This is a genomic window from Actinomadura spongiicola (genome assembly GCF_003432485.1).
Classification (GTDB): Bacteria; Actinomycetota; Actinomycetes; order Streptosporangiales; family Streptosporangiaceae; genus Spirillospora; species Spirillospora spongiicola.
This window is the reverse complement of record NZ_QVNQ01000014.1, coordinates 97,355-122,708: the sequence shown is the minus strand read 5'-3', so window position 1 is coordinate 122,708 and position 25,354 is coordinate 97,355. Positions and strand designations below refer to the sequence as shown.

The following is a 25,354-nucleotide window of genomic DNA, read 5'->3' as shown; positions in this document are numbered from 1 at the left end:
TCTCGAAAGGACGTCATGCCCCCTACCGGGTCTGACCTGGCCACCGATGGACTGATCCCGGTCTACCCGTCCGGTGGTGTTGGTCTGCGGGAACTGATGACCCGCGCGCACGAACTGCTCGACATTGATATACCGATGCCGCCCGCGGCGGCGGGCTTCCGGCGCATCCTAACGGTCTTCGCAGCGCGCATCACCGGGCTGGACAGACAGGACGACGGCGCCAACGAGTGGTTCGACCGGCGGGACGCCGTGCTCGACCAGGGCGCCTTCGACCTTGACGCCGTGACCGCGTACTTCGACCGCTACCGCGACCGCTTCAACCTGTTCCATCCCGAGCGGCCATGGCTTCAGGACCCCCGGCTGGCGACCGAGTGCGATAGCCGGTCAGGCATCAACAAGCTGACACTGGAGCGCCCGGCCGGAAACAACCAGGTCTGGCTCGACCACCACCACGACGGTGAAGCCGGACCACTCGACCTGACGACGGCCCTGTTCCACCTCGTCGCGCAACTCTTCTACGGGCCGTCGGGACGCTGCACGGCCCGAACCGTCAACGGCAAGAAGTACGCGAACACGACCGCTGGACCGTTGCGGCGGGTGGTCTCCTTCCATCCGTTGGGCCGGAACCTGTTCGAGTCGCTCGTTATCGGAATCCCGTTTCTTGGACGCGCGAGCGGTGACGACCGCGCGCCCTGGGAGTACGACGAGTTGCCTGACCCTCTCGGCGTCCCTCCAAGTCCCGTCGGAGTCGGCGGCGTCCTCACCGGGTTGTTCCGGCACGCTCTGCTTCTGGAACCAGACCCCGACCGGACGAAGGTCGTCAATGCTTACTTCACGTGGGGGTGGCGCCAACCGCACCCGATGGTCAACGATCCGTATCTCATCTACCAGGCGAACAACGAGGGCGAGTTTTACCCGCGCCGCGCCGACTTGGCGCGTGCCCTGTGGCGCGATCTGGATGCCCTGCTCCGTGAAGATGTCGGTGTCCGTGGGGGCAGGAGCAGACGGCCCGCTGTCTTCGGGGACGCTGCAGAGTGCCTGCCGTTCGACATCCGTGACGCGCTGCGGGTCCGCGCCTACGGCTTTCACCAGGACGGTCAGACGCGTGACCAGCAATGGTTCGCCGCGACGACCCCGGCGGTGCTCGGCACCCTGATCGGCGATCACGAGACCGCTGGTGAGCTCAGTCGGGCGCGGGACGCCGCGGAACGCGCTGAATGGCACCTCCAACGAGCCTTGCGCAATGCCTGGATAGCGATCAACGATCCGTCCAACGGCGACGGCCGCCCGGTCCGCCGCGAGAGCGACATCGGGCAGGGCCCGTGGCCCGGGGCCGCCGCCGGACGCTACTGGCCGCGGGCCGAGGCGGTCTTCTGGCGCCGCCTCCGACACCGCGACTTCGAGGACGCGGCACGCAGTTTCGTCAACACCGCAACCGCGGTGTTCGACGAGGTCACCGAGCCCGCCGCGCATCGTCCGCGCGCCAAGCGCTCCATCGAACGCGCTCGCGGCTTCATCTACCGAGCGCTCAACGAGTCCACTCCGAGGGACGAATCATGAAGTTGGAAGAGAGAAGGCGAGTCTCCGCTGCTGCGGACAGACTCGTCGAGAGCGTCAGTGAACAGATCGCCAGGAGTCCCGGAAACAGAGCGGCCCTGCGTCGTTCGGTCGGGCGGGCTCCCGAACACCCGCAGTCTCGGCACGCAATCGCGCTCGTCGCCCGCCACATTCCACCGGAGAGCGACGAGGCCGTGGAACGAGCCTTCTACGCGGTGGCGGCACTGATCGCGGCGCAGCCCCGCCAGTCTCCGCAGGACGATTCGGACGACGACGTCCCGAACGGTGAAACGGCTGATGAACTGGACGCGGCAACCGGCGTCAAAGCGCCGGAGTCATGGAACCTCGGCGCGACACTCGGGCGGGCCGTGGCGCTGCCGGGTTCGCCGCTGAAGTTCGACACGGTCGAGGCTCGCCTGCACCTGCTCTGCCGCCAGCGGATCGAGGGGCTCCACCGCCAGTTGCCGCGCCTGGTCTCCCAGTTGAAGGCGATCCGCGTGCCGGTCGACTGGTCGCGGCTCACTGTCGACCTGTCCCGTTGGGGCACCGACGCGGACCATGTCGCCAAGGAATGGCTACAGGACTACTACCGCACCTACTTCCGGCTGAAGCCGACCGATGAGAACCCCCCACCGATCGACGAGAGCGAGAGCCGATGAAGACCCCCAAGTACCTGGACGTCCACATCCTCCAGACGCTTCCCTACAGCAACGTGAACCGCGATGATCTCGGTTCTCCGAAGACCCTGGTTTACGGAGGGACGCCGCGTACGCGCGTGTCCAGCCAGGCGTGGAAGCGCCCGGTGCGGTTGATGGTCGAAGACGACCTTGGTGAGCCCACCGCCCGGACCCGGCGAGTGCCCGGCCACGTCAGCGAGCGCCTCCAGCAACGCGGCTGGCCGAGGGAACTCGCAGACGCCGCAGGCAAGCAGATCTTGCGCTCGGCCGGTGAGAAAGAGACAGGTCTCAAGTACGAGAAAGACGGCAGCAGCGCCGCCTTGTTCTACCTGCCGACCAGCGCCCTGGACGACCTCGCCGACCTCGCCGAGGAGTACCGGGACGCGATCGCCGCCGAGGCAGGCAACAAGAAACCCGCAGCCGTCCTGCCCAAGGCCCGACTCCACGAACTCATCACCGAACGGAACGCCAGCATCAATCTGTTCGGCCGCATGCTCGCCGAAATTCCCGGCGCCGGCGTCGACGGCAACGTTCAGTTCGCCCACGCGTTCACCACCCACGGCACCGACCCGGAGATCGACTTCTTCACCGCCGTTGACGACCTCAACCAGGCCGACCAGCACGGCAGCGGCCACATGAACAGCGCCGAGTTCAGCGCGGGCGTCTTCTACCGCTACGCCTGCCTCGACCTCACTGGGCTGATGCGCGGTCTGGCAGCCCCCCAAGCGTCCGGCACATCGGCGGCTGACCACACCTATGCCGCCCAACTCACCAGCGCGTTCTTGACCGCATTTCTGTCCGCACTCCCCAGTGGCAAGCAGAACTCCACCGCCGCGAACACTCTGCCCGACCTGGCGTACCTGGCGGTGCGATCCGACCGGCCGATCTCACTGGCTCCCGCGTTCGAAAGCCCGGTCCGCGCCGAGTCGGACGGCTGGGCGGCTCCGTCCTTCCGCCGACTCGCCGACCACAGCACCAAGATTCGCCGACTGTGGGGAACCAGCGAAATCGTCTTCGACGGCTACGCCGGCGTGGAGGACAAGCCGCTCACCGGGCTCGGCACCGCGGTCGACTCCTACCCCGAACTGATCACGTCAGCGGTTGGAGCCGCCTTCCCCGAAGCGCAGGCGTGATGGGACTACTCCTACGCCTGGCCGGTCCACTGCAATCATGGGGCGAACACAGCGTGTTCGGCCACCGGGACACCCTCCGATTCCCCACTCGATCCGGGTTGATCGGAATATTCGCCGCCGCAGAGGGACGCCCACGCGGCACGCCGCTGGACGACTACGACAGCCTGCGGCTGACCATCCGGATCGACCGGCCCGGCATCATCATGCGGGACTACCACACCATCGGCGGCGGATACCCACGAGAACTCACCGTGCCCACCGCAGAAGGCAAGCGGCGGCAACCCGGGTCCGAGACGATCCTGACCCACCGCTACTACTGTTCGGATGCGGTCTTCGTCGTCGCTGTCGAGGGCCCCAGCGAACGTATCGATGCCATCGCACGCGCCCTGGAATCACCGTACTGGCCTGTGTACCTCGGTCGCCGATCATGCCCGCCGGACCAGCCGCTCCTGCTGAACGGCGATGTCGACGACCCCGTCGTGCATCTGCTGACCCGCGTACCCGTAGCCCGCCGCCCACCCCGGCCGGACGCCCCATACGAACTCGACTTCGTCACCGAAGGAACCCGCGGTGACGCTGAATCGGTCGCGCAACTCACCGACGTGCCGCAGACCTTCTCCCGCCTTGAACGCAAGTTCCGAACCAGAACGGTCTCGATCGCTCCGCGACCCGTCCCGGCGGAACTGTGGTCAAAAGCCACCAACGCCTACCACGACGCACTGATCGAATACATTCAGGAGGCCCGGTGACCATCTGGCTGACCCAGATTTCGCTTGACCTTCGTCACCAGGCCGCGCGCCGCGACATCGGTGACGCCGCCCACGCGCACCGTCGGGTGATGTCGCTCGTCCCCGATGGGCTCGGCGCCGAAGCCCGCCGCGAGGCCGGCGTGCTCTATCGGCTCGAGCAGTCCCGCACCGAAACGCGGTTCCTCGTCCAGACCACCCGCCGCCCCACCGACGACAAACTGCCCGCCGGTTACGGCACGGTCGCTGTGACAAGTCTCGACCCGCTGCTGAAACTCCTGGACACCGGACTGGTCGTCCGGTACCGCCTGGTCGCCAATCCGACCAAGCGGCACGGCCGGACGTCGCCGCACCAGGGCAAACTCGCGGCGCTGACCGGCACTGCGGCGGACCAGTGGTGGAGCGACCGCGCCACACGAGCCGGACTCGCGCTGCGGACCGCCACGACCACATCCCTCCCCGACCTCGTCGGCCGCAAAGACGACCGTCCCATCCTGCACGCGGCCCGCCGGTTCGACGGCATCGCGATCGTCACAGCTCCCGACGCACTGCGCACAGCCATCCTGGAAGGCATCGGACGAGGAAAGTCCCACGGCTGCGGGATGCTCAGCATTGTCCCGGCGGGCTCACAATGAGCATCCGCGCCCGCCGCGACCTCGGCACGCCGACACTCGCGATGCTGCCCCGCATCGCCGACTCGCTGTCGTTCCTCTACCTGGAAACGGTCCGTATCGTCCAGGATGACCTCGGAATCTGCGCTCAGGTCGAATCGCCGCGCGGCACAGAACGGGTCTACCTGCCAGCAGCCGCGCTGAGTTGCGTCCTGCTCGGCCCAGGAACTTCGATCACTCAACCGGCGCTTGCGAGTTTCGCGCGGAACGGCACGAGCCTTGTGGCCGTCGGCGCGGGAGGCGTCCGCAGCTACGCGGGCATTCTGCCGGCGTCGCTCACCACCACATGGCTGGAGCGTCAGGCACGGGCATGGGCCAACGACGACCAGCGCCTTGCCGTCGCGACGCGAATGTACACCTACCGTTTCGGTGCACCCGGAGAAAGCGCCTCGCTCGCTCGGCTGCGCGGCATGGAAGGCCAGCGGGTCAAGGCGCTCTACCGCATCCTGGCGCAGAAGTACGGAATCAAGCGTTTCCGACGCAACTACGATCCGTCAGCGTGGGACAGCCAGGATCCAGTGAACCTCGCCCTCTCAGCAGCCAACTCTTGCATGTACGGCGTCGTCCACGCGGCGGTTCTCGCGCTCGGCTGCTCGCCCGCCCTCGGCTTCATCCACAGCGGCACACAAATGGCCTTTGTCTACGACATCGCCGACCTCTTCAAGATGCAGGTCACCGTCCCGCTCGCTTTCTCGCTGCACGCAGCATCAAATCCGGAGCGCGAGGCCCGCCGAGCACTGCGCGAGGAGTTCCGCCTCCTCAAGCTCATGCCGGGCATTATCACCGCTACACAGCAAGTCCTGGACCCCTCGGTGGCCAGCGAGACCACCGACCGCACGGGCGACATAACCCATCTATGGGACCCGCACGCTGGCCAGTTACCAGCGGGCATGAACTACGCGGACACCGTTACACCCGGAGACGACCCATGGGAACAATGATCGTCCTCTCCACGACGGCCGTGCCCGACTACGTCCGCGGCTCCCTCACCCGCTGGCTCAGCGAACCGGCCCCCGGACTCTACGTCGGCACAGTCTCCGCCCGCGTTCGCGACAAACTCTGGGAGGCCGTTAGTGAAGCGGTTGGTGAAGGCGCTGCCGTCCTCGTCCACCCAGCGACGACCGAACAAGGCTTCACCATCCGAACCGCCGGAGAACGCCGCCGCCGGATCGCCGACTTCGACGGTCTCCAACTCGTCCGGTTCCTCCCCCAAGACACCGAAGACCCGACAGCCCCAACAGAACCGACATAGCCACCCGGCCCCGCGAACCAACACACCCATGACCAGACTCCCCAGGAACCAGGCACCCCGAGGAGGCAGCCACGAACTCCAAGTGCCTTTGTGAAACCGCAGGTCGCGAAGCCTGCTCCCCACGCCCGTGGGGGTGAACCGTCGCACTCGGATGAGTGCAGGCGGTACCGCTCCTGCTCCCCACGCCCGTGGGGGTGAACCGCGCACCGATCTCCACCGGCGCGGTACTGACCGCTGCTCCCCACGCCCGTGGGGGTGAACCGGTGGCCGCGTAGTCCGGCCGGGCGATCGCCTCCTGCTCCCCACGCCCGTGGGGGTGAACCGCTCGATGGGCCTCGGTCTCGGCGGGATCTGGACTGCTCCCCACGCCCGTGGGGGTGAACCGGACCGGCGTCACGTCCTGGCCATGGCTGATCACTGCTCCCCACGCCCGTGGGGGTGAACCTTCGGGTGGCGCGTCGGGTTCCGCGTTTCAGCACTGCTCCCCACGCCCGTGGGGGTGAACCGCAACTTGCGCAGGCCATCCTCAATGGAGATCCCTGCTCCCCACGCCCGTGGGGGTGAGCCCCCACGGCTGGCCGGATCTTGCCGCGCACGCTGCTGCTCCCCACGCCCGTGGGGGTGAACCGCGGTCGACCCCCGTCCGCCGAGCGGGGAACGGCTGCTCCCCACGCCCGTGGGGGTGAACCGGCCCTCCAGTTCGGCCATCGCCGCTTGGTGCTCTGCTCCCCACGCCCGTGGGGGTGAACCGGCTCCATCGAGCCCTGACGACCACAGCGGCCCCTGCTTCCCACGCCCGTGGGGGTGAACCGCATTCGTTCTAGCGCGAACGCCAACGGCGCGACTGCTCCCCACGCCCGTGGGGGTGAACCGTCGCGCGGCACGGTGAGGTAATGGCGCGGGCGCTGCTCCCCACGCCCGTGGGGGTGAACCGAACAGGCAGGTACCCGCCTCGTCTGTGGCCAGCTGCTCCCCACGCCCGTGGGGGTGAACCGGCAGGGTCCGCGGCTGGTGGGAGCGATACAAACTGCTCCCCACGCCCGTGGGGGTGAACCGCAGTTGGAGGACCTGGTGGATCATCCGGACGTCTGCTCCCCACGCCCGTGGGGGTGAACCGACGTTCCCGCCGAAATACAGGCGCTGATCAACCTGCTCCCCACGCCCGTGGGGGTGAACCGTCGATCAGCGCTTTGGCGAGCCCAACGATTGCCTGCTCCCCACGCCCGTGGGGGTGAACCGTACGGCCACGAGGGCGCGGGGGCGGTCGTCGTCTGCTCCCCACGCCCGTGGGGGTGAACCGCCGCCCACGGGGATCTGGCCGTGAGGGCCAACCTGCTCCCCACGCCCGTGGGGGTGAACCGCTGCTGGCTGGACGGCGCGGCGAACATCACGGCTGCTCCCCACGCCCGTGGGGGTGAACCTTCACGGTGAACTGGATGTCCTGGTCTGTGGACCTGCTCCCCACGCCCGTGGAGTGAACCGTAACCCGTGGCCTGCGCACCGGGAGGTACTACCTGCTCCCCACGCCCGTGGGGGGTGAACCGCATCCGGGTGCGGCTGCCCCAGAGGCTGCCCGCTGCTCCCCACGCCCGTGGGGGTGAACCGTTGAGGACGACGGCCCACGTCGCGGCTGAGCCGTACCGGGTTTGGTGAAGTCCTTCAAGCCAGTCATGATCTTGGCTGGCAGGGAGGAGAATGACCGTCGATGTCGGCACCACGTAAGTACCCCCTGGAGCTCCGGGAGTGGGCTGTGCGGCTGGCTCTGGAGTCGGATCGGCCGATCGCGCAGATCGCTGCCGATCTGGGCATCCACCGCGAGGCGCTGCGCACCTGGGTCCGGCAGGCCCAGGCCGATGCGGGCCAGCGGTCCGAGCAGCTCAGCTCGGCTGAGCGTGAGGAGCTCAAGCGGCTGCGTAAGGAGAACAACGAACTCAAGCGGGCCAACGAGATCTTGAAGGCCGCCAGTACGTTTTTCGCCGCCGAGCTCGGCCAGCCCCGGACGAAGTAGTCGCGGTGGTCGATCACCTTCGCGGCCGCTTCGGGGTCGAGCCGGTGTGCAGGGTGCTGAACCTGTGCCCGGGCACCTACTACGGCCGCAAACGCCGCCCGCCCTCGGCCCGTGCCCAGCGTGACGCGGTCTTGATCGAGCAGATCAAGGACGTGCACCAGGCCAACTACGGGGTCTACGGCTCCCGGCGTGTTCACCGGCAGTTGCGACGCCAGGGCGTGCCGGTGGCGCGGTGCACGGTGGAGCGGCTGATGCGCGAGCACGGTCTGGAAGGCGTGCGGCGTGGCGACCGGCAGCGCACCACCACGCCCGATGAGACCGCGCCGCGGCCACCGGACCTGGTCAACCGGCACTTTGTCGCCGACCGGCCGGACCGGCTGTGGCTGGCCGACATCACCTACGTGCGCACCTGGGAGGGCTGGGTGTACGTGGCGTTCGTGCTGGACGCCTGCTCCCGGCGGATCGTGGGCCGGCAGCTGGCCGATCACCTGCGCACCGACCTGCCGCTGGATGCCCTGGAGATGGCTCTATGGCAACGCCGGCGAGACGGGCGGCCGCAGGCCGGTGGTCTGATCCACCACAGCGACCGGGGCTGCCAGTACACCAGTTTCCGGTACGTCGCCCGGCTGGCCGACGTGGGCGTCATGGCCTCGGTCGGGAGACGCACACCTTGCGGACGGCGTCCGGCGGGATGCATCTGTACTTCGCCGCCCCGCCCGGTGTCCGGCTGCGTAACACCGCCGGTCGGTTGGGATGGCTGGTCGACACCCGCGCGCACGGCGGCTACGTAGTGGCCGCGGGCAGCGCCCTCAACACCGGCGGCACTTACGTCACCGTCTACGACATCCCGCCCGCGCCGCTGCCCGGCTGGCTGGCCGACCTACTCGCCGCACCCGACCGCCCTGCGGTGCCCTCGACGGCGCCGAGGATGCCCGCCCTCGACGGCCGACACGCCGCCGGATACGTCGGCGCCGCCCTGCGCGCCGAGGTGCAACACGTCCTCGACTCCCGGCCCGGCGCTCGCAACCACACCCTCAACGCCGCCGCGTTCGCTCTCGGCCAGCTCGCCGCCGGCGGGATGCTGCCCGCCGCGCTCGTTGTCGACTGCCTGACCGCTGCTGGTCTCACGATCGGACTCACCGCGCGCGAGTGCGAGGCGACCATTGCCAGCGGAATGCGCGCTGGCGCCCGCACACCCCGTGGGAGTGCGGCATGACCGGCGCTGACAGCATCCTCGCCGCTGCGGACGCTGGCGCCCGGCTGGCCGAACTCCACGGCCAGCCCGCCGCGCCCGCATGGGAGTCGCCCGTGCCCCTCGGCGCCCGGCAACGCCTCCCCGCCTTTCCCGCCGACGCCTTCCCCATCTGTGTCGGCGCGCAGGTGACCGCAGTCGCCGAGTTCACCCAAACCCCCATCGACCTCGCCGGTTGCCTCGCGCTCGCCGCGCTGTCGACCGCCGCCGGCGGGCGCGCCATCGTCAATGTCCGCGGCACCTGGGTCGAGCCGGTGAACATCTTCACCGTGGTGGCGATGCCGCCCGGATCCCGCAAGTCCGCAGTGTTCCGCGCCATGACCCAACCACTGCTCAACGCCGAACGCCACCTGACCGAACGCACCCAACCCCGCATCGTCGAGGCAGAGTTGGCGCGGCGCGTAGCCAAGGCCGCCGCCGAGAAGGCCGCCGGCATCGCCGCCGGATCCGGAACCCCCGGTGGAGACCCCGACGCGCTCGCCAACGCCACCGACGCCGCCATGGCAGTAGAGGCCATCAAGGTGCCGGTTCTGCCCCCGACTGGTCGCCGACGACATCACCCCGGAGAAAGCCACTTCGCTGCTGGCCGAACAGGGCGGACGGCTGGCCGTGCTGTCCGCAGAGGGCGGCATCTTCGCCACCGTCGCCGGCCGCTATTCCAGCACACCCAACATGGATGTGTTCCTCAAAGGCCACGCCGGCGATATGCTCCGCGTCGACCGGCAAGGCCGAACCGAGCACGTCGACCACGCCGCCCTAACCCTCGGACTGGCCGTCCAACCCGAAATCATCACCGATATCGCGGGCATGCCCGGCTTTCGCGGCAAGGGACTACTCGGACGGCTGCTGTACGCGCTTCCGGAAAGCAACATCGGCCGCCGTCGCATCAACCTGCCCGCCCCGCCCGCCGAGGTGGTCTCCCGCTACGACACCCAACTACAGAATCTCGTCAACGCCCTGTACGACTGGGACGACCCCGCCCGGCTGCAACTCACCCCCGAAGCCGACGCTGAGCTACTCGCCCTTGAAACTCGCACCGAACCCCGCCTACACCCCGAAACCGGCGACCTCGGACACCTCGCCGACTGGGCTGGCAAGTACATCGGCGCCGTCGCACGCATCGCCGGGCTACTCCACCTCGCCGCCGATGTCGACAACGGATGGCGTACCCCGATCGGCGCCGACACCATGCGCGCCGCCATCCGACTGGGCGAGTACTTCACCGCGCACGCCGTTGCCGCATTCGACGCCATGGGTAGCAATCCCGACCAGCACGCCGCCCGCGACGTCCATGCCTGGATTGAACGCACCAAGCCCGAACGGTTCACCGTCCGCCAACTGTTCAGCAAACTGCCCCGTAGCACATTCCCAAAAGTCGCCGACTTGGAGGCGCCCCTAGACCTACTGGAACAACACGGCTGGATTCGCCGTCTGCCCGACCCCGAACGGACAGGACCCGGCCGCCGCCCCTCGCCCACCTACCTTGTACACCCAGACCTCTGCGGAACCGGCGCACAACCACCAAGCACGCCGCCGGAAACCGCTGACCCTTCCAACCGATCGACCGGACATGTGAGGTCGCCAGTGAAAACGGCAACCCGTTCCAAGGAAATGCTCACTCTCGCCGAGGTCTGCGCCGAAATCAAGATTTCGCGGTCGACCTTCTACGAGTGGCGCGCGAAGGGGTGCGCCCCGAAGTGCTACAAAATTGACAACGGCGAGATTCGTGTCAGCCGCGATGACCTCAACCAGTGGTGGAGCGAGCGGAGGGACGCCGCCTGATGATGGAAAACGTGACGTACGACGTCCGCATCTACAAAATGGAGGTGTACAAGGGGAAGAGGGTCACTACGTACACCGTCCGATGGAGGACCGGTCCGGAGCCGTGGAAGGAGTCCTTCCGCAAGCGCGCGCAGGCCATCAGCTTCGAGTCCGAGCTGCGCACGGCGGCGAACAAGGGCGAGGCGTTCGACATCACCACCGGCCGGCCGGTGAGTTGGGGACGTGCCGAGAAAGACATGTCCTGGTACACGTTCTGCCTCGCCTACGTGGACATGAAGTGGAAGGGCATTTCTGCCAAGCATCGCGCGAACACGGCATGGGCACTCGTCACCGTCACGCCCGCGATGCTCACCACCGAACGCGGCAAGCCCAAAGACCAGCACATCCGAACCGCGCTTCGCCGGTGGGCGTTCAACACGAAGAACCGCCCCACGTGCCCGCCGGACGCCGCCGAGGTTCTGCGCTGGGTCGAGCACAACACCAAGCCGGTGTCCGTGCTGAACGACCCCGCCGCCGTCCGGGAACTCCTCGACGGCGCAGCTACGCGACTCGACGGCAAGCCGGCCGCGCCGTCCACCGTCCAGCGCAACCGCGCGATCCTGCATCACGCCTGCGAGTACGCCGTAGAAATCGGCGTACTGTCCAACAATCCGATCAAGACGACGAAATGGAAGGCACGAAGCAAGAGTTCCCCCGAGGTTGACCACCGTTCGGTGGTCAACCACGCCCAAGCGCGCCGACTCCTCGAAGCGGTCCGCCAACAGAGGTCGAGCGGTGAACGTCTCGTGGCGTTCTTCGCCGTCATCTACTACGCCGCGCTTCGCCCGGAAGAGGCCGTGAACCTCCGCGTCGAGAACGGCACGCTCCCCGCCCTGGTTTGGGACGACGAAGCCCAGAAGTGGCAGGAACCCGCGGACGACTGGGGAGAACTGCACTTCAACACCGCCAGCCCCGAACTCGGAACCGACTGGACGGATGATGGCGCCAACCGGGAACAGCGCCAGCTCAAGGGCCGCGCCGAGGGCGCATGGCGCCGTGTGCCGACCCCGCCGCCGCTTACCCGCATCCTGCGCGCTCACCTGCGGGATATCGGTCCCGGCCCCGGCGGACGGCTGTTCTGGGGCGTCCGTGGCGGCGAGCTGGCCAGCATCACCTACCGCCGCTCGTGGGACGCTGCCCGCCGCGCGGCGCTGAGTGACGCCGAGTACGTCTCGCCGCTCGCCAAGAGGGTCTACGACCTCCGACACGCGTGCGTGTCCACCTGGCTCAACGGGGGAGTGCCGCCGACTGCCATAGCTGAGTGGGCCGGCCACAGCGTGGAAGTGCTACTCCGTGTCTACGCGAAGTGCATCGAAGGTCAGGACAAAATGGCTAAGCGGCGCATCGAACGTGCGCTAGCGGCTGATTAATCATCATCCTTGATCTGAGTGGAATCGGCTTCCTGGAGGGGTAACCCATCCAGGAATCCGATCCGCTCGCTTCTTTCAGAGTGACTGCGTAGATAGTCTATCGCCTTTGCTAATAGTTCGATGTTGTCTCTAAAGCCTCCGAGTCCGGCGTTGCAGCTAACGCACAGCAGGCCCCGGATGCACTTGCCGCACGATCTGCCAGCTGTAGAACAGCAGGTGTGATCGTGATCTATCGCGAAGCGCTTGCTCCCCTTTTCATCGTCGACTCGCCCGCAGATAGCGCAGGTATTACGGTGTTCATTTCTGAATTTGTGTAGGGATGCAAGGTTGGGAAAATTGAAGGCTCGTGCGACGACCTTGTCTTGGTGACATCTTTTGCAATTGACGTTATAGCGGTTCCCGTTTTTGTAAAATTGATCCAGCGACTTAATCGTGCGGCAAGTATGACATTCAAATTCTCCAAGCCTTATAGCCTCCGCGTACTCAATCTTGTTGCGTTGGTATTTTCGTATCGGCCTCAATGGCTGATTGTCTGCCTGCTGTTTCCAGTGTGGTCGACACAAGTCTTTTGCATAATGAGGTCTATTGCATCCCTCGAAGCTGCATAGCTTTCCCGTCCATGCTGTGCGGCTTTTATGCATCTGGTAGTGCGAGTCGCAGTAGCCGTATCCGGCGGTGGGGGACTGGGGCTTGGTGCAGTCGGGCTCTATGCAATCCTTTGCTGTGCGAATCTTGTATGCGCGGTAGTGTGCCTCACAAAAGCCATATCCGGCCGTTGGGCTTTGGGGTGATTCGCATCCGTGTTCCGTGCATTCCTGAGCCTTGCTCAGCTTGTATGCGCGATAGTGAACTAGACAGTACCCATACCCGCCCTTAGGGCTTTGTGGTTTTCTGCATTTCGGATCTCTGCATGGCTTGGCTCCAACTTCAAGGTAGCGACGGTAGTGATAATTGCAGTACCCGAACTCTGCATCGAAGTCTCTGAACTTAGTGCACTCAGGGAAAGTGCATCGTGTAGTATCAGGCACCGACCTTCCTCAGTCCGGGGACGCCGACAAAGCTCGTGCCGTTACCGTAGACGAGCTGGATGCCAAGTCCCTCCAGCAGGGCCTTCAAATCATCGTTCGGCTCGCTAGGTAGAAGCACAGCGAGGGCAGGATTCGGGGGGCTTACGTGGCGCCGGTAGTCGTAGAGCTGGCCGATAGCCATCCTGATGGCCTCGCGGGTGCTCGTCCCCTTGAGTTCGTAGAGGATGTGGGCCGTTTCGTCATAGAGGTCGGTCAAGAGGGTGGATGAGCTGCCCTTAACCTTGATCTGAAACCTCTTCATCGTGTGCCCGTGACTGTCCATGTGTTCCAGGAACCGGTCAGCCAGCTTGGCCTCACGGCGCTCAGCCTCAGTCTTGGGTGCGGCGGAGCGGGAACTCTTCGTCTTCTTGTTGGTCTCCGGTTCCACGATGGCGCTCGTGGTGACGTCCGCCGGCACTGTGGTAGCCGTCGTGTCGTCCGAGGGCGGGATGACGTCTTTTGGCAGCCGCTCGTACTCTCCGGCCGGTCGTAGCCGGAAGACGAGGACCCGGCGCATGCTGCCCTGCTTGTTCGGCTTCTGTCGGACGATGTAGGGCTGCTCGACGTCGAGTTGGAAGGCGCCGACGTACCGCTGGTACATGATCCCTGTGCCGGGAACCGTGCCACCGGTCGCCTTGAAGACGCGTAGAACGCGCCCATCGTCTACGTGATGGAGGATCGCCCGGTTCCCGGTGCCCTTGAGACCGACGAAGGTCTGATTGTCCTCTCCGTGGCCGGTGTACTCGAAGACCGGACCGTGCTCGTCATCCTCGGGTAGCCACCCATCGAAGTAGCCAGACTGTTCGCCGGCGGAGGGATCGGAGTAGCACAGCACGTTGGGGGTCGTCGCGGACGGCACGATGCCGCCCTGAGGTCCACCACCGAAGAGGTCCTTCATCTCGGCGCGTGTGGTGACCGTGCCTGGCTTGACGAGCTCGTCCGTCATGGTTGGCACCTTAGAGGTCGGCACTGACAAGGGATTGAGCTTCGGCACGTATTCGGCACAGTCGGTCGCGCAGGGCCGTTGACGGCCGGACACAGCCGGACAGACGCGAGAAGCGCCCGCCTGCATATCAGCAGGTCGGGCGCTTGTTCTTGCTGCTTAGTGAGGTGGGCAGGGGCGGGGTCGAACCGCCGACCTTCCGCTTTTCAGGCGGACGCTCGTACCGACTGAGCTACCTGCCCGGGACGTGTGTGGTAGCACGTCGGGGCGGTCCTGACGGGATTTGAACCCGCGGCCTCCACCTTGACAGGGTGGCGAGCACTCCTAACTGCTCCACAGGACCTTGCTGTTCCGAGCCTAGCGGCTTCGGAGGGATGCGTGCCGCTTGGCGACGTCCGAGAGCATACGCGATGGCCGAGGTGGGCGCCAACTCGTTAATGGTGGGGTGGACGGGGCAAGATCAGCGCGGAGGGGAGGGGGTTTCGAAGGGCGTTCGGCTTGCTGGGCTGGTTGGTGCCGTCCGGAGGGGGCGGTCTTGAGGTGAGGGAGGTCGTGTGGTCGAGAAGCTCCCAGAGCGGGGTGCGGAGGGGTATCAGCGAGGGCTGGGGACTCGCCAGATTCAGATGTTGGCGATCGGCGGGACGATCGGCACCGGGTTGTTCCTCGGGGCGGGGGAGAACATCGCCAAGGCGGGGCCGAGTCTGATCTTGATGTACGCGGTGGCCGGGGTGGCGTTGTTCTTCGTCATGCGGGCGCTTGGGGAGTTGCTGACGTATCGGACGGCGGAGGGTGGGTTCGCCGGGTATGCCCGGGAGTTCCTGGGGCCGTTCTGGGGTTACGCCACGACCTGGACGTACTGGATCATCTGGGTCACGACCGGCATGGCGGAGTTGACCGCGGCCGGGACGTACATCCAGACGTGGTGGCCGGGGGTCGAGCAGTGGCAGACGGCGCTGGTGGCCCTGGTGATCCTGTTCGTGGTGAACCTGATCTCGGTGAAGCTCTTCGGGGAGCTGGAGTTCTGGTTCGCCATGATCAAGGTCGCGGCGATCGTGATGATGATCCTGGTAGGGATCGGGGTGTTGGCCTTCGGGTTCGGGGACGCCGGGGAGACGGCGCGGGTCGCGAATCTGTGGGAGCACGGGGGGATCTTCCCTGAGGGGTACGGCGCCACGATCATGACGCTGCAGATGGTGATGTTCGCCTATCTGGGTGTCGAGCTGGTGGGTGTGACGGCGAGCGAGGCCAAGGATCCGGAGCGGAACATTCCGCGGGCGATCAATGCCCTGCCGGTGCGGTTCGCGCTGTTCTACCTCGGGTCGCTGGTGGTGATCCTCGCGGTGGTGCCGTGGACGGCGTTCAAGGGCGGCGCCAGCCCGTTCGTGTTGGCGTTCGACAGGATCGGTATCTCGGGCGGCGCGGACATCGTGAACTTCGTGGTGCTCACGGCGGCTCTGTCGTCCTGCAACGCGGGTGGTTTGTACTCGACGTCCCGGATGTTGCGGACGGCGGGGGTGAACGGGGACGGGCCGAAGGTGCTGGCGCGGCTGAGCGGTCGGGGGGTGCCGGTGCTGACCGTGGTCATCTCGGCGGTGGTCATGGGTGTTGGTGTCGTGGTCAACGCGGTCGTTCCGGAGAAGGCGTTCATGTACATCACGTCGGTGTCGACGGGTGGGGCGCTCGCGGTGTGGACGGTCATCCTGGTCGCCCACATGGTCTACCGGCGGAAGGCGGACGCGGGTGCGTTGCCGAAGGCGCCGTATCGAATGCCGTGGGCGCCGTACACGAACTGGGTCGTTCTGGCGTTCTTCGTGTTCGTCACGGTGACGATCGCATGGGAGGCCGACACCCGGATCGCGTTGTATGTCGCGGCGGTGTGGGCCGGGGTGGTCGGGCTCGGTTGGTTGTTCGTGCGGCGTGGGGCGCGGGACGTTCCCGGCGCGGAGGTGGCCGTGGAGGCGGAGGTTTAGGGGCTCGTTTCCTTGGTGGCGGCGTCCTGTGTCATCGGGTGAATTGCCTGGTGCGTGTGTGGTGGGCCTTGCCTGACTCGGGGGCGGGGTGTCCGTTTCTGGTCAGAGGGGCGGGAGGTGGTGTTACGTATTGTTGTCTGATGTACACGGTCTGCTACCGGCTCGTCACTTCGGTGTCATCGGACGGTTCGAGGGTTGGGGTGGACAAATCCCGGCTTTCACGAGGTGAAGATGCGTCGTCGGAATCGTCTCGCCCTCATCGCCGTCAGCGCCTACATGATCGTTCCGGTGCCGTCCGCCGCGGCGGGGAGTGTTGCGGGCCCGGCTCGGCTGGTCGGTGGTACGGCCCGGGTCGCGAATGTCGCGCATCGGGGGGCCTCCGCGTATGCGCCGGAGAACACGATCGCGGCGTTCAAGCTGGCCGTGTCGCAGCGTGCCGATGTCATCGAAGTGGACGTTCAGGAGTCCAAGGATCACGAACTCGTGCTCATGCACGACACCACGCTCGCCCGGACGACGAACGTGGAGGAGGTGTATCCGGATCGGGCGCCCTGGAAGGTCTCCGAGTTCACGCTCGCCGAGATCAGGAAACTGGACGCCGGGTCGTGGTTCGGGAAGAAGTACCGGGGGGAGCGCGTCCCGACCTTGGGGCAGACGTTGACCGTCATGCGTGGACGGGGGCCGGGGCTCCTGCTGGAGATCAAGAGTCCGGCTCTTTACCCGGGTATCGAGACGCGCGTCGCGGGGGCTCTGCGGCGTTCACCGTCCTGGCTGCGGGACGACCCGGCGGGGCGGCGTCTCGTGGTGCAGTCGTTCGACTGGCGGTCCATGCGGCGGTTCCACGCTGTCCTTCCGCGGGTGCCGATCGGGTTGCTCGGTGCTCCGAAGGTCGAGGAGTTGCCGGGCTTCGCCTCCTTCGCGGATCAGATCAATCCCCCGTGGCGTGGGCTGTCTGCGGCTTATGTGAAGAAGGTGCATGCGGCCCGTATGGAGGTGCTCACCTGGACGATCGACCACAAGGTCGATATGCGAAAGGCCGTGCTGCTCGGGGTGGACGGGATCATCACCAACAAGCCGGACGTTCTGCGCAGTGTATTGGGGGAGACGGCCGCGAAAGGTTCAGCCGCCTGACGGACGGGGCGGTGCGGGCAGGCGTTCGCGGGCGCGGCCGATCAGGGCGCGGGCGGCCGGGCTGCGAGGGCCCTCGGTGCGCCAGGCGAGGGCGATCCGACCGCTGAGTCGGGGGCGGACGATCGGCATCGGGTGCAGGTCGTCCGGTCGGTCCCGGGCGGCGGACTCGGGCAGGACGGCGACGCCGAGCCCGTGTGCGGCGAGTTGTGCCAGGACGGGTGGCTCGCCCGCCTCGAACGCGATGCGGGGGCGGAGTCCCGCGTCGGCGCACGCGTCGTCGAGGACGGCGCGGAGGCCGGTGCCCTTCGGCAGGCAGATGAGGTCCTCGTCGGCGAGGGCGCGCAGTGTGACCGTGGACCGGCGGGCCAGTGGATGGTCGCGGCCGACGGCGGCGTAGAGGTTCTGTTCGATGACGACGCGGGTCGCGATGCCGTCGGGTGGTTCGGCGCCGAGGCTGAGGAAGGCGAGGTCGACGCGTCCGTCCCGCAGGCCGTCGGTCAGGGTCGCGGTCTTGTCCTGGGTGACCGTGATCTCCACGTTCGGGTGGTCGCGGTGGAAGGCGGCGAGCATGCCGGGGAGGTCGAGGGACCGGATCCAGTCGATGGTGCCGAGGGTGACACGTCCGCGGAGGAGGCCCGTCAGCTCGTCCACGGCCAGGCGCGCGCCCTCGACGGCCGCGAGCGCCGCCCGCGCGTAGGGGAGGACGGCCTTGCCGGCATCCGTCAGCCGGACGGTCCGTCCCGACCGGTCGAACAGCGGCTGCCCCAGCTCGCGCTCCAACTGTCTGATCTGGGCGCTGACGCCCGGCTGCGCCACGTGCAGCCGTGCCGCCGCCTTGGTGAAACCCGCCTCCTCCGTTACCGCCACAAAGTATTCAAGCTGGCGCAGCTCCATAAGCAGCGATGCTAACAGCGCGTTTGTCCAGCGTCGGGGCTTCTGCCAGGGCCGTGGTGCCATTAGTCATTTCTTTGGTGTCTCTTGGGCGCCGCGCTCCCGTTCGGAGGACTGATTTCGATCTGGGCGGTGATTACCTCACCTGCGGGAGGTCGGGTGAACGGACGGCGCACATGGTCCATACGGGTGCGGATGACCGTGATGGCCGGGACGGTCGCCGCCCTGATCTGTGTCGTCCTGATCATCTTGATTATGTTCGGGGTGCGGGGGCGCACCGAGGACTACAAGCGCAACCAGGCCACGTCCGCGGCGCTGCGCGTCGCCTTCGAGGTCGGTCGCAATCCGGTGCGGGGGCCGCTCGCCGCGCCGGACGGCGTCGTCCTGCAACTCGTGGACGGCAGGGGCGGGGTTCTCGCGAGCACCCGGGCGCGGAGCGAGGCGCCGATCGCCCGGTTCCGCCCGGTCAAGGCGAACATCTACCGCGCCAAGGTGCTCTGCCCGCCGCGAGGGCTCGACGGTTGCATGTGGGTGGTCGCGTTCCGCGTCTCCCAGCCGTACGGGGATCGGGTCGTCTACGCGGCGACGCCGACCGTCCCCTGGTATGTCACTCCCGGCCTGCTCATGCTGTTGGTCTGCGTGGCGCTGCTGGTGACCTTCCTGGTCTGCCTGCGTACCTGGGGGACGGTGGACCAGACGCTCGCCCCGGTGGAGGCGATCCGCACCGAGCTCACGGAGATCACCGCCAGTGAGTCGGGTCGCCGGGTGACGGTTCCGGAGAACCAGGACGAGATCAGACGGCTCGCGGAGGCGGCCAACGCGACCCTCGACCGGCTGGACACCGCTCTGGCGCGGCAGCGCGGCTTCACCTCGGACGCGTCCCATGATCTGCGCAGCCCCATCGCCGCGGCGCGCGCCCAGATCGAGGAGGCCCTGTTGCGTCCGGACGACGTCGACTGGCCGACGACGGCCGGGACCGTTCTGCAGAGCCTCGAACGCCTCCAGGCGATCGTGACGGACCTGCTGCAACTCGCCCGCCTGGACGCCGCCGCGTGGCAGGACAGCGAGCTGATCGACCTGGGCGCGCTCGTCACGATCGAGATCGCGAGGGCGGAACGTACGAAACGGGTCGTTCCGCACATCCAGGATGGTGTGACGGTGCTTGGTGACCGGCTCCGGCTCGTCCGGTTGCTGACGAACCTGCTCGACAACGCCGAACGGCACGCCGAGACGAGGATCGACATCGTTGTCCGCCTCGACGACGCGGTCGCCGTCCTGGAGGTCATCGACGACGGGGAGGGCATCGCCGGGCAGGACCGTGACCTGGTGTTCCAGCGTTTCGCCCGCCTGGCGGCCGGCAAGAGTCGCGACGCCGCGGGTACCGGTCTCGGCCTTCCCATCGCCCGTGAGATCGCCCGGCTTCACGGCGGGACGCTGACCATCGAGGACAGCGTCAAGGGTGCCCGTTTCGTCCTCCGGATTCCCCGGGACCGGACCGGCGGGCCGAGGGGGTGAAGATCCCGCGTGGGGGTGGACACGCGGTACCGCCGGTCAGACGGCGGACTGGGCGGGGACTCCACGAAGATGGACCCAACCCTCGATCTTCAGTTTCTTCACCGTGCAGCTGATGGGTTCGTACTCGGCGGGGTTCACGTGGCCGGGGCCGTGGGCGATGACGGATTCGTAGACGAAGGTCGACGCGATGAAGCCGAGGTCGGCGCCGGTCGCGGCGAGGCGGTCCTTGAGCGGGCGGGCGTCCAGGAGCCGGGCGGTGCGGATCAGGGCCCAGCCGGACACGCCGGGCGGGTCGGGCATCACGGGCCCGACATGCACCGCGACCCTGAGCTGGATGCGGACGGCGCAGTTCGCCCGCTCGTTGTGGCGACGCAGCCGCACGGCCAGCGAGGCGATCATCGGGTCGATGACGGCGGCGGTCGGCACCTCGGGCGGGACGATGATCAGCGCGCCGTCGCCGCGGTCCTCGATGTGGCAGGCGTCCCAGGGCACCGCCGACACCTCGAACGTCTCGCGGAGCAGGGCGTACATGGCGCGGCGCATGTCGAGGCGGTCACGGTCGTTGCGGTGGGGGGCGCTGAAGCCCGCGATGTCGGTGTAGACGATCGTGCAGTTCTGACCCGCCCAGGACGGGCCGGCGGGCTTGGGCGGGCCGGTCACCATGGGTTGTGTCGGCTCCTCCTCTGAGGGGAGGCGGGCCGCCGGTACGGGATGACCGGCTTTGGGGCGGTCGTCCGTCGACGGAACCGCGGCGGCCGTGCCGTTGTCGGTTCGCGGGGGCGGGATCGGTGTCGGACCGGTCGCGTACGTTTCAGCCGGGTGCTGGTAGGGCGTGAACCTGAGTGGAGTCGTGGGCTGGTACGGCTCGGCCGGCGGGGGCGCGACGGCCATCTGCTCGGTCAGCCGCTTGTACACCTCGTGTTCCATGATGGCGACCACGCGCGGATGGTCGCTGAGGTACGCGACGAACTGTTGCGTGCTCATCCGCAGGCCGTGGACGGTCTCCATGGCGACGATGGTCGCCGACCGGCGGCGCAGCAGCAGGGCGGCGCGTTCGCCGACGATGTCGCCGGGGCCGCGGAACGCGATGATCCGCTCGTGGCCGTGGCGGTTCACCGAGACCCTGATCGAGCCGGACCGGACCACGACGGCGTGGTCGGCGGTCTGCCCTTCGAACCACAGCACGGTGCCGACCGGGTAGACGACCTCCTCGACGTGGGCGAGCAGGTCGTTCCGCTCGTCCTCGGTGAGGGCGCCCCAGAAGCCCTGCCGTAGGGGCGGCAGGGACGCCGCGGCCGGGGCGGCGACGAGGGGTCGCGGGTCTTCGGCGCCGACGGCCTCGATCTTGCCGGGGTCGTTGTGCACCTGCCGGACGAAGTTCCCGTGGCCGGTCTCGGACGGGACGATCTGGTCCGGGTCGTGCTGCCGGGTGTACCTGTCCATCAACGCACCCCGCTGTCGATCAACCGGACGGCGAGTGGTGGTCGTGTGGGGTGATGGATGTCAATGGTCGGGGGGAGAAATTCATGGCTTGACATATCGAGAACCCCATGTCCCGAAGCGCTTCTTCGGTTGCCGTCCGTCCACCTACCTGGGATTGCCTGGCGTCGTGTCGTCCGATGTGCCGAAGTCGCGTTCACCTATAGCCCGAACCGCATGATCGCGGTTAGACTGGGTGAGTCCGCAGAGAACGTTTTGGCAGGTCAACGGGGATCTTCTTGTGTTCCTCGCAGTATCCCCGAAGTAACCGGCCGGTACGGTCCTACGCGGTCTCGAGGAGTCGCTCTCCGCTTTCCCTCGATCGTCTTGGCTCGCAACCGGTGGTCGGTGGAAGGCGGCGGGCGGCTCTATTTCTTTTTCTGTCGATGCCGAGATTTCTGTGCTTCGTGGCGTCCTCCCGTGGGCTTGTGTCCGTTTCCTTATGGTCCGGCGACGTTCGTGGCGTTTCCGCCGCCGGTGGGGAGTGCTTGGACGGAGTGTGCGCGTTCCATCCAGGCCCTCACCCTGCGTCAAAGTTCATCCCCGGTGCGTAGGTAGCAACATGGCCGCTCGCAAGTTAGCGTCTGCTACTTTGCTACCTAGCACATTACAACATAGTCTACGGGCATGCAGCAGGCTGGAAGCTTCAACGCCGAGTTTCAGGTGATATGAAGGGGTCTGGCCCTCGGGGGCAGGTTTACCGGGCCGCGCCAGGTAGCGCTTTGGCGGGACGTAGCGCGCCATGTGACGGGCCGACAGGTTGCATGCAGGCTGGTAGCATCCACTACATAGAGTGAGCGATTGAGATGACCAGTGATCAGGGGCCCATCGTCCAGGGCGCACTGCTGCGCGCCGAGCTCGTCCGCCTGCGCAAGGAGAAGGGGCTGACCCAGGAGCAGGTCGCGGGGCAGCTCGAATGGTCGCCTTCCAAGCTGATCCGGATCGAGGGCGGTAAGAACGCCATCACCCGAACCGACTTGCAGGCCCTGCTCACCGTGTACGACGTCACCTCCGAGGCGCGCCAGGAGCGGTTGCAGTCGCTGGCCCGCGGCGCCCGCGAGCCCGCCTGGTGGAACAAGTACAAGGGCGAGTTCGACTCCAGCTTCCTGAACTACGTGGGGTACTCGGCGGGCGCTTCCTACATCCGGCAGTTCCACGGGACGGTCGTCCCGGGGCTGATCCAAACACCCGAATACGCGCGGGTGCTCGCCACGGGGCGGGCGTCCGAGCATGGCAGGGTGATGGCGGCGAAGCTGCGCGTCGAGCGGCAGCAGGAACTCGCCAAGCGACGGAACCCCCCGCGCCAGCACTGCATCATCGACGAGGCCGTCATCCGGCGCCATGTGGGCATCAAGGTCGATCCAGCGATCATGCCCACCCAGTTGCACCACATCGCCGACACCGCCGAGGGCAGCGATCTGCTGACGGTCAGGATCATCCCGTTCAAGGAGGGCGCGCACCGGGGCCTCGAAGGCCCGTTCAGCCTTCTGGAGTTCGAGGGCGACCTGGACGACATCCTCTATCTGGAGCGTCGGGTGGGCGCCAGCGTGATGGTCACCGGTGACGACCACAGGATCCCCGAATACCGGGACACGTTCGAACTCCTCCTGGAGCAATCGCTGTCGCCCGACGAGTCGATCGCCCTGCTCCGGCAGGCGGCCGAGGATCTCATGGCCTGACCCCAGCACCGCAACTCGACCGGACCGGAGGTGACGGCCGCATCGGGCACCCACAAGGCGAGTGGCCTTCATAGCACGCTGAGTGATCTTGTGTTCCCTTGTAGTCGAGGTAACTCGAACCGTTTACACTCGTGATCGGGAAATAATCCACAAGGTCGTGGTTTGCCGTGCCCTGCTTGGTGCTCGCCGGGCGGGTGTTCTCGTCGGATCGGTCGAACGGGACGGCACCCGCCCGGCAATGGATGGAGGGTTGCTGGGATGGTGTGCCGATCGCTTACCGGAACGACGTTGAACTGGCGCAAGGCCAGCCATAGTGAAGACAGCGATTGTGTGGAGGTGGCGGCGCTGGGCTCATCGGCGCTGGTCCGTGACTCGAAAGACCCCGCCGCCGGCGTCCTCACCCTTGATTCCGTTCAGTGGAATGCGCTGCTGAACGCCGTCCGGAGCGGGGATCTCAACGGACGCTGAGTCGCGTGACTCTTTTTCGCGTCCACATCCGAGAATTGTCGAGCATGGTTGATTGTCGGAAGGCTTGACTGGCTACTCCTGACATGCGGTGAGAGGCGGACCGTAAGGGAACCTTGAAGCGTCCCCGTCATCTCGACGGGACCGCCCGATGCGTCGACGGTCGGCGGGTGGCCGGGTCCGCACTCCACCGAGTCGGCCCGGCACGGTCGCCGCCCACGAACCCGCGTCCCGGCCCCTTCCATGATCAGCCGATGGAACGCCGCCGTCCCGAGGCGACGCGGCACCCACTCCCCCGCACGAACCGGGTCGTGCACCGTACCCCGCCACGCTCCCTGGCGCCGTACGGGTGTGCTGCCGAACAGACGGATCAGCGGCGAGGCGTCGGTGGGTGGTCGTTAGTAGAGGAACGGGAGGGTGATGCCCGCCGCTCCGGTGAGGTCGTCGCCGCTGGAGCGGCCCATCAGCCAGGCGAGCAGGGACGGTTCCGCCCCCGAGACGAGGGTGTCGCCGGCGCCGAACTCGCGGCCCGTGTCGGTGGCGCGTAGCCGCAGGCTTGGCGCGTCGGCGCGGCGCGCGAAGGACGCGACGACGCCGCCGAGCGTGCGCGTGGTGAACTCGGCGGGCCAGTGGCCGGGGAGGAAACCCGCGTCGAGGTCGACATGGTGGACGAGGACCTCGGTGAGGCGCGAGTCGGACGCGCGGGCGGCGGGGTGGCGTGCGCCCGACGTCCATTGGACGACGCGCTGCCACGCCTCGTCCGGCATCAGTGTGTAGGCGTCGGCGAACCGTTGGGCGCTGTCGCGCACGTCCGCGACGAGAGCCGCGGCGGAGCGTCCGGCACCGGCTTCGATCTCGGCGGCGCGGGCGTCCATGCTCGGGTACTCGGCGGACTCGACGCCCGTGCGCGCCCAGGTGAGCAGCCGGGTGCCGCCGTCGGCGTTCCGCGCCATGTGGGTGAGGACGTGTCCGCGCGTCCAGCCGGGGAGGAGTGACGGGCCGCGGACGTCGCCGTCGTCGAGCCGGGCCGCGGTGGCGAGGAGATCGCGTGTCGCGGCGGTGATGGAGGCGAGCGGCTCGACCGGGGTGGGGCGGGGGAGTAACGGGTCAGCGGACGCCGCGAGGCCTGAACTGGACGCTGATTCTGGGTCCTGCGGTGCGGGTGGTCTTCGGGATGGCATGCTCCCATGTTCGCTGACAGCTTCCGCCCATCACGATGAGATCGCCGTGTCCGAGTTCGTGGCGGATCGTCCGGCCGCCTCCGCGGGGCCGCAGCAGCAGGCTCCGCGGCGTTCCGACCGAGAGGATCGCGACCATCGTGTCGTGCGTGGCGCCGCGGCCGATCCGGTCTCCGTGCCAGGCGACGCTGTCGCGGCCGTCCCGGTACAGGCACAGACCGGCGGTGCGGAACGGCTCCCCGAGTTCGTCGGCGTAGTGGTCGTCGAGGGCGGCCTTCGCGTCGTCCAGGGCGGGATCGGGCAGTTCGTCGCCCTCGGCGTAGAAGGCGAGGAGGCGTGGCACGTCCACGACCCGGTCGTACATGTGGCGACGCTCGGCACGCCACGGGACGGACGTGAGCAGCCGCTCGAACAACGCGTCCGCGCCGGGAAGCCAGCCGGGCAGGACGTCTGTCCAGGCACCGTGCGCGAGTCGCGTCCGCCGCGCCGAACTCAGCGGACGCGGACCGCTCCCGTCCGTGTCGTCCAGCAGCGAAGCCTGAAACATGC

Annotated in this window: 23 protein-coding genes, 2 tRNA genes, 1 pseudogene and 1 CRISPR repeat array; of the genes and pseudogenes, 18 read left to right on the top strand and 8 right to left on the bottom strand. The window is 67.3% G+C overall.

Annotated features, from left to right (window positions below):
* Positions 1-15 precede the first annotated feature (15 nt).
* The 13 genes and pseudogenes from casA (at position 16) to D0T12_RS32560 (ending at position 12,487) form a co-directional block, all read left to right on the top strand.
* Positions 16-1,560: a type I-E CRISPR-associated protein Cse1/CasA gene (gene casA, locus D0T12_RS32620; protein ID WP_117404654.1), complete on the top strand. Its 1,545-nt coding sequence runs from the start codon at positions 16-18 to the stop codon at positions 1,558-1,560.
* Positions 1,557-2,216, top strand: a complete 660-nt coding sequence (gene casB / locus D0T12_RS32615; RefSeq protein WP_117404652.1) for a type I-E CRISPR-associated protein Cse2/CasB — start codon at positions 1,557-1,559, stop codon at positions 2,214-2,216. Before casA ends, casB begins: the two co-directional genes overlap by 4 nt.
* Positions 2,213-3,367: a type I-E CRISPR-associated protein Cas7/Cse4/CasC gene (gene cas7e / locus D0T12_RS32610; RefSeq protein WP_117404650.1), complete on the top strand. Its 1,155-nt coding sequence runs from the start codon at positions 2,213-2,215 to the stop codon at positions 3,365-3,367. Before casB ends, cas7e begins: the two co-directional genes overlap by 4 nt.
* Positions 3,367-4,116 (top strand): type I-E CRISPR-associated protein Cas5/CasD, encoded by a 750-nt coding sequence (cas5e, locus tag D0T12_RS32605; RefSeq protein ID WP_117404648.1) that lies wholly within the window; start codon positions 3,367-3,369, stop codon positions 4,114-4,116. Before cas7e ends, cas5e begins: the two co-directional genes overlap by 1 nt.
* The gene (gene cas6e / locus D0T12_RS32600) at positions 4,113-4,748 is read left to right on the top strand and encodes a type I-E CRISPR-associated protein Cas6/Cse3/CasE (protein WP_158581718.1); all 636 of its coding nucleotides are present in this window, start codon (positions 4,113-4,115) and stop codon (positions 4,746-4,748) included. Before cas5e ends, cas6e begins: the two co-directional genes overlap by 4 nt.
* Positions 4,745-5,725, top strand: a complete 981-nt coding sequence (gene cas1e, locus D0T12_RS32595; RefSeq protein ID WP_117404644.1) for a type I-E CRISPR-associated endonuclease Cas1e — start codon at positions 4,745-4,747, stop codon at positions 5,723-5,725. The genes cas6e and cas1e overlap by 4 nt, the downstream gene beginning before the upstream one ends.
* A complete protein-coding gene (gene cas2e / locus D0T12_RS32590; RefSeq protein WP_117404642.1) occupies positions 5,713-6,036 on the top strand; it encodes a type I-E CRISPR-associated endoribonuclease Cas2e in 324 nt (107 codons plus the stop codon). The genes cas1e and cas2e overlap by 13 nt, the downstream gene beginning before the upstream one ends.
* A 112-nt stretch (positions 6,037-6,148) precedes the next feature.
* Positions 6,149-7,458: direct repeats of the CRISPR family, unit length 29 nt; unit sequence CTGCTCCCCACGCCCGTGGGGGTGAACCG.
* A 283-nt stretch (positions 7,459-7,741) separates the two neighbouring features.
* Positions 7,742-8,044 (top strand): transposase, encoded by a 303-nt coding sequence (locus tag D0T12_RS32585; RefSeq protein WP_117404640.1) that lies wholly within the window; start codon positions 7,742-7,744, stop codon positions 8,042-8,044.
* A gap of 5 nt (positions 8,045-8,049) precedes the next feature.
* Entirely contained in the window at positions 8,050-8,835 is a 786-nt protein-coding gene (locus D0T12_RS32580; RefSeq protein WP_117404638.1) for an IS3 family transposase, read from the top strand.
* Positions 8,736-9,260, top strand: a complete 525-nt coding sequence (locus D0T12_RS32575) for a bifunctional DNA primase/polymerase (protein WP_147339727.1) — start codon at positions 8,736-8,738, stop codon at positions 9,258-9,260. The genes D0T12_RS32580 and D0T12_RS32575 overlap by 100 nt, the downstream gene beginning before the upstream one ends.
* A pseudogene (locus D0T12_RS37490) lies at positions 9,257-9,820 on the top strand (DUF3987 domain-containing protein); the annotation flags it as partial. The gene D0T12_RS32575 and the pseudogene D0T12_RS37490, both read left to right, overlap by 4 nt.
* A 16-nt stretch (positions 9,821-9,836) precedes the next feature.
* Complete coding sequence (locus D0T12_RS37120) at positions 9,837-11,078, top strand: DUF3987 domain-containing protein (RefSeq protein ID WP_267900433.1); 1,242 nt, start codon at positions 9,837-9,839, stop codon at positions 11,076-11,078.
* Complete coding sequence (locus D0T12_RS32560) at positions 11,078-12,487, top strand: tyrosine-type recombinase/integrase (protein WP_233526425.1); 1,410 nt, start codon at positions 11,078-11,080, stop codon at positions 12,485-12,487. Before D0T12_RS37120 ends, D0T12_RS32560 begins: the two co-directional genes overlap by 1 nt.
* Here the strand turns inward: D0T12_RS32560 and D0T12_RS37485 are convergent.
* From D0T12_RS37485 to D0T12_RS32540, 4 genes are all read right to left on the bottom strand, one after another.
* Positions 12,484-13,128 carry an endonuclease domain-containing protein gene (locus D0T12_RS37485; RefSeq protein WP_117404634.1) on the bottom strand — a complete coding sequence of 215 codons (645 nt, stop codon included), beginning with the start codon at positions 13,126-13,128 and terminating at the stop codon, positions 12,484-12,486. The genes D0T12_RS32560 and D0T12_RS37485 overlap by 4 nt on opposite strands.
* 379 nt (positions 13,129-13,507) lie before the next feature.
* The gene (locus D0T12_RS32550) at positions 13,508-14,500 is read right to left on the bottom strand and encodes a hypothetical protein (protein WP_117404632.1); all 993 of its coding nucleotides are present in this window, start codon (positions 14,498-14,500) and stop codon (positions 13,508-13,510) included.
* 165 nt (positions 14,501-14,665) lie between these two features.
* Positions 14,666-14,739, bottom strand: a tRNA-Phe gene (locus D0T12_RS32545).
* A 26-nt stretch (positions 14,740-14,765) separates the two neighbouring features.
* Positions 14,766-14,840, bottom strand: a tRNA-Asp gene (locus tag D0T12_RS32540).
* Positions 14,841-15,051: 211 nt separating this feature from the next.
* Between D0T12_RS32540 and D0T12_RS32535 the strand changes: the two genes are divergently transcribed.
* Together D0T12_RS32535 and D0T12_RS32530 are read left to right on the top strand one after the other, a co-directional pair.
* Complete coding sequence (locus D0T12_RS32535) at positions 15,052-16,467, top strand: amino acid permease (protein ID WP_267900432.1); 1,416 nt, start codon at positions 15,052-15,054, stop codon at positions 16,465-16,467.
* Between the two features lie 231 nt (positions 16,468-16,698).
* A complete protein-coding gene (locus D0T12_RS32530; protein WP_233526424.1) occupies positions 16,699-17,598 on the top strand; it encodes a glycerophosphodiester phosphodiesterase in 900 nt (299 codons plus the stop codon).
* Here the strand turns inward: D0T12_RS32530 and D0T12_RS32525 are convergent.
* Positions 17,587-18,492 carry a LysR family transcriptional regulator gene (locus tag D0T12_RS32525; protein WP_117404628.1) on the bottom strand — a complete coding sequence of 302 codons (906 nt, stop codon included), beginning with the start codon at positions 18,490-18,492 and terminating at the stop codon, positions 17,587-17,589. The two genes, D0T12_RS32530 and D0T12_RS32525, sit on opposite strands and share 12 nt — an antisense overlap.
* A gap of 192 nt (positions 18,493-18,684) precedes the next feature.
* Here D0T12_RS32525 and D0T12_RS32520 point away from each other — a divergent pair, with 192 nt between their 5' ends.
* A complete protein-coding gene (locus D0T12_RS32520) occupies positions 18,685-20,004 on the top strand; it encodes a sensor histidine kinase (RefSeq protein ID WP_117404626.1) in 1,320 nt (439 codons plus the stop codon).
* Positions 20,005-20,040: 36 nt separating this feature from the next.
* On the opposite strand, the gene D0T12_RS32515 is transcribed toward D0T12_RS32520, so the two are convergent.
* The gene (locus D0T12_RS32515; RefSeq protein ID WP_117404624.1) at positions 20,041-21,447 is read right to left on the bottom strand and encodes a cyclic nucleotide-binding domain-containing protein; all 1,407 of its coding nucleotides are present in this window, start codon (positions 21,445-21,447) and stop codon (positions 20,041-20,043) included.
* Positions 21,448-22,289: 842 nt separating this feature from the next.
* On the opposite strand from D0T12_RS32515, the gene D0T12_RS32510 reads away from it, so the two are divergent.
* Positions 22,290-23,162, top strand: coding sequence for a helix-turn-helix domain-containing protein (locus D0T12_RS32510; protein WP_117404622.1), 873 nt, complete (start codon positions 22,290-22,292; stop codon positions 23,160-23,162).
* 288 nt (positions 23,163-23,450) lie between these two features.
* Positions 23,451-23,630, top strand: coding sequence for a DUF397 domain-containing protein (locus D0T12_RS32505; protein WP_233526423.1), 180 nt, complete (start codon positions 23,451-23,453; stop codon positions 23,628-23,630).
* A 395-nt stretch (positions 23,631-24,025) separates the two neighbouring features.
* On the opposite strand, the gene D0T12_RS32500 is transcribed toward D0T12_RS32505, so the two are convergent.
* Both D0T12_RS32500 and D0T12_RS32495 read right to left on the bottom strand, forming a co-directional pair.
* Positions 24,026-24,808, bottom strand: a complete 783-nt coding sequence (locus tag D0T12_RS32500; protein WP_117404618.1) for a maleylpyruvate isomerase family mycothiol-dependent enzyme — start codon at positions 24,806-24,808, stop codon at positions 24,026-24,028.
* Positions 24,735-25,352, bottom strand: a complete 618-nt coding sequence (locus tag D0T12_RS32495) for an alpha-ketoglutarate-dependent dioxygenase AlkB (protein WP_117404735.1) — start codon at positions 25,350-25,352, stop codon at positions 24,735-24,737. Before D0T12_RS32495 ends, D0T12_RS32500 begins: the two co-directional genes overlap by 74 nt.
* Between the last annotated feature and the right edge of the window lie 2 nt (positions 25,353-25,354).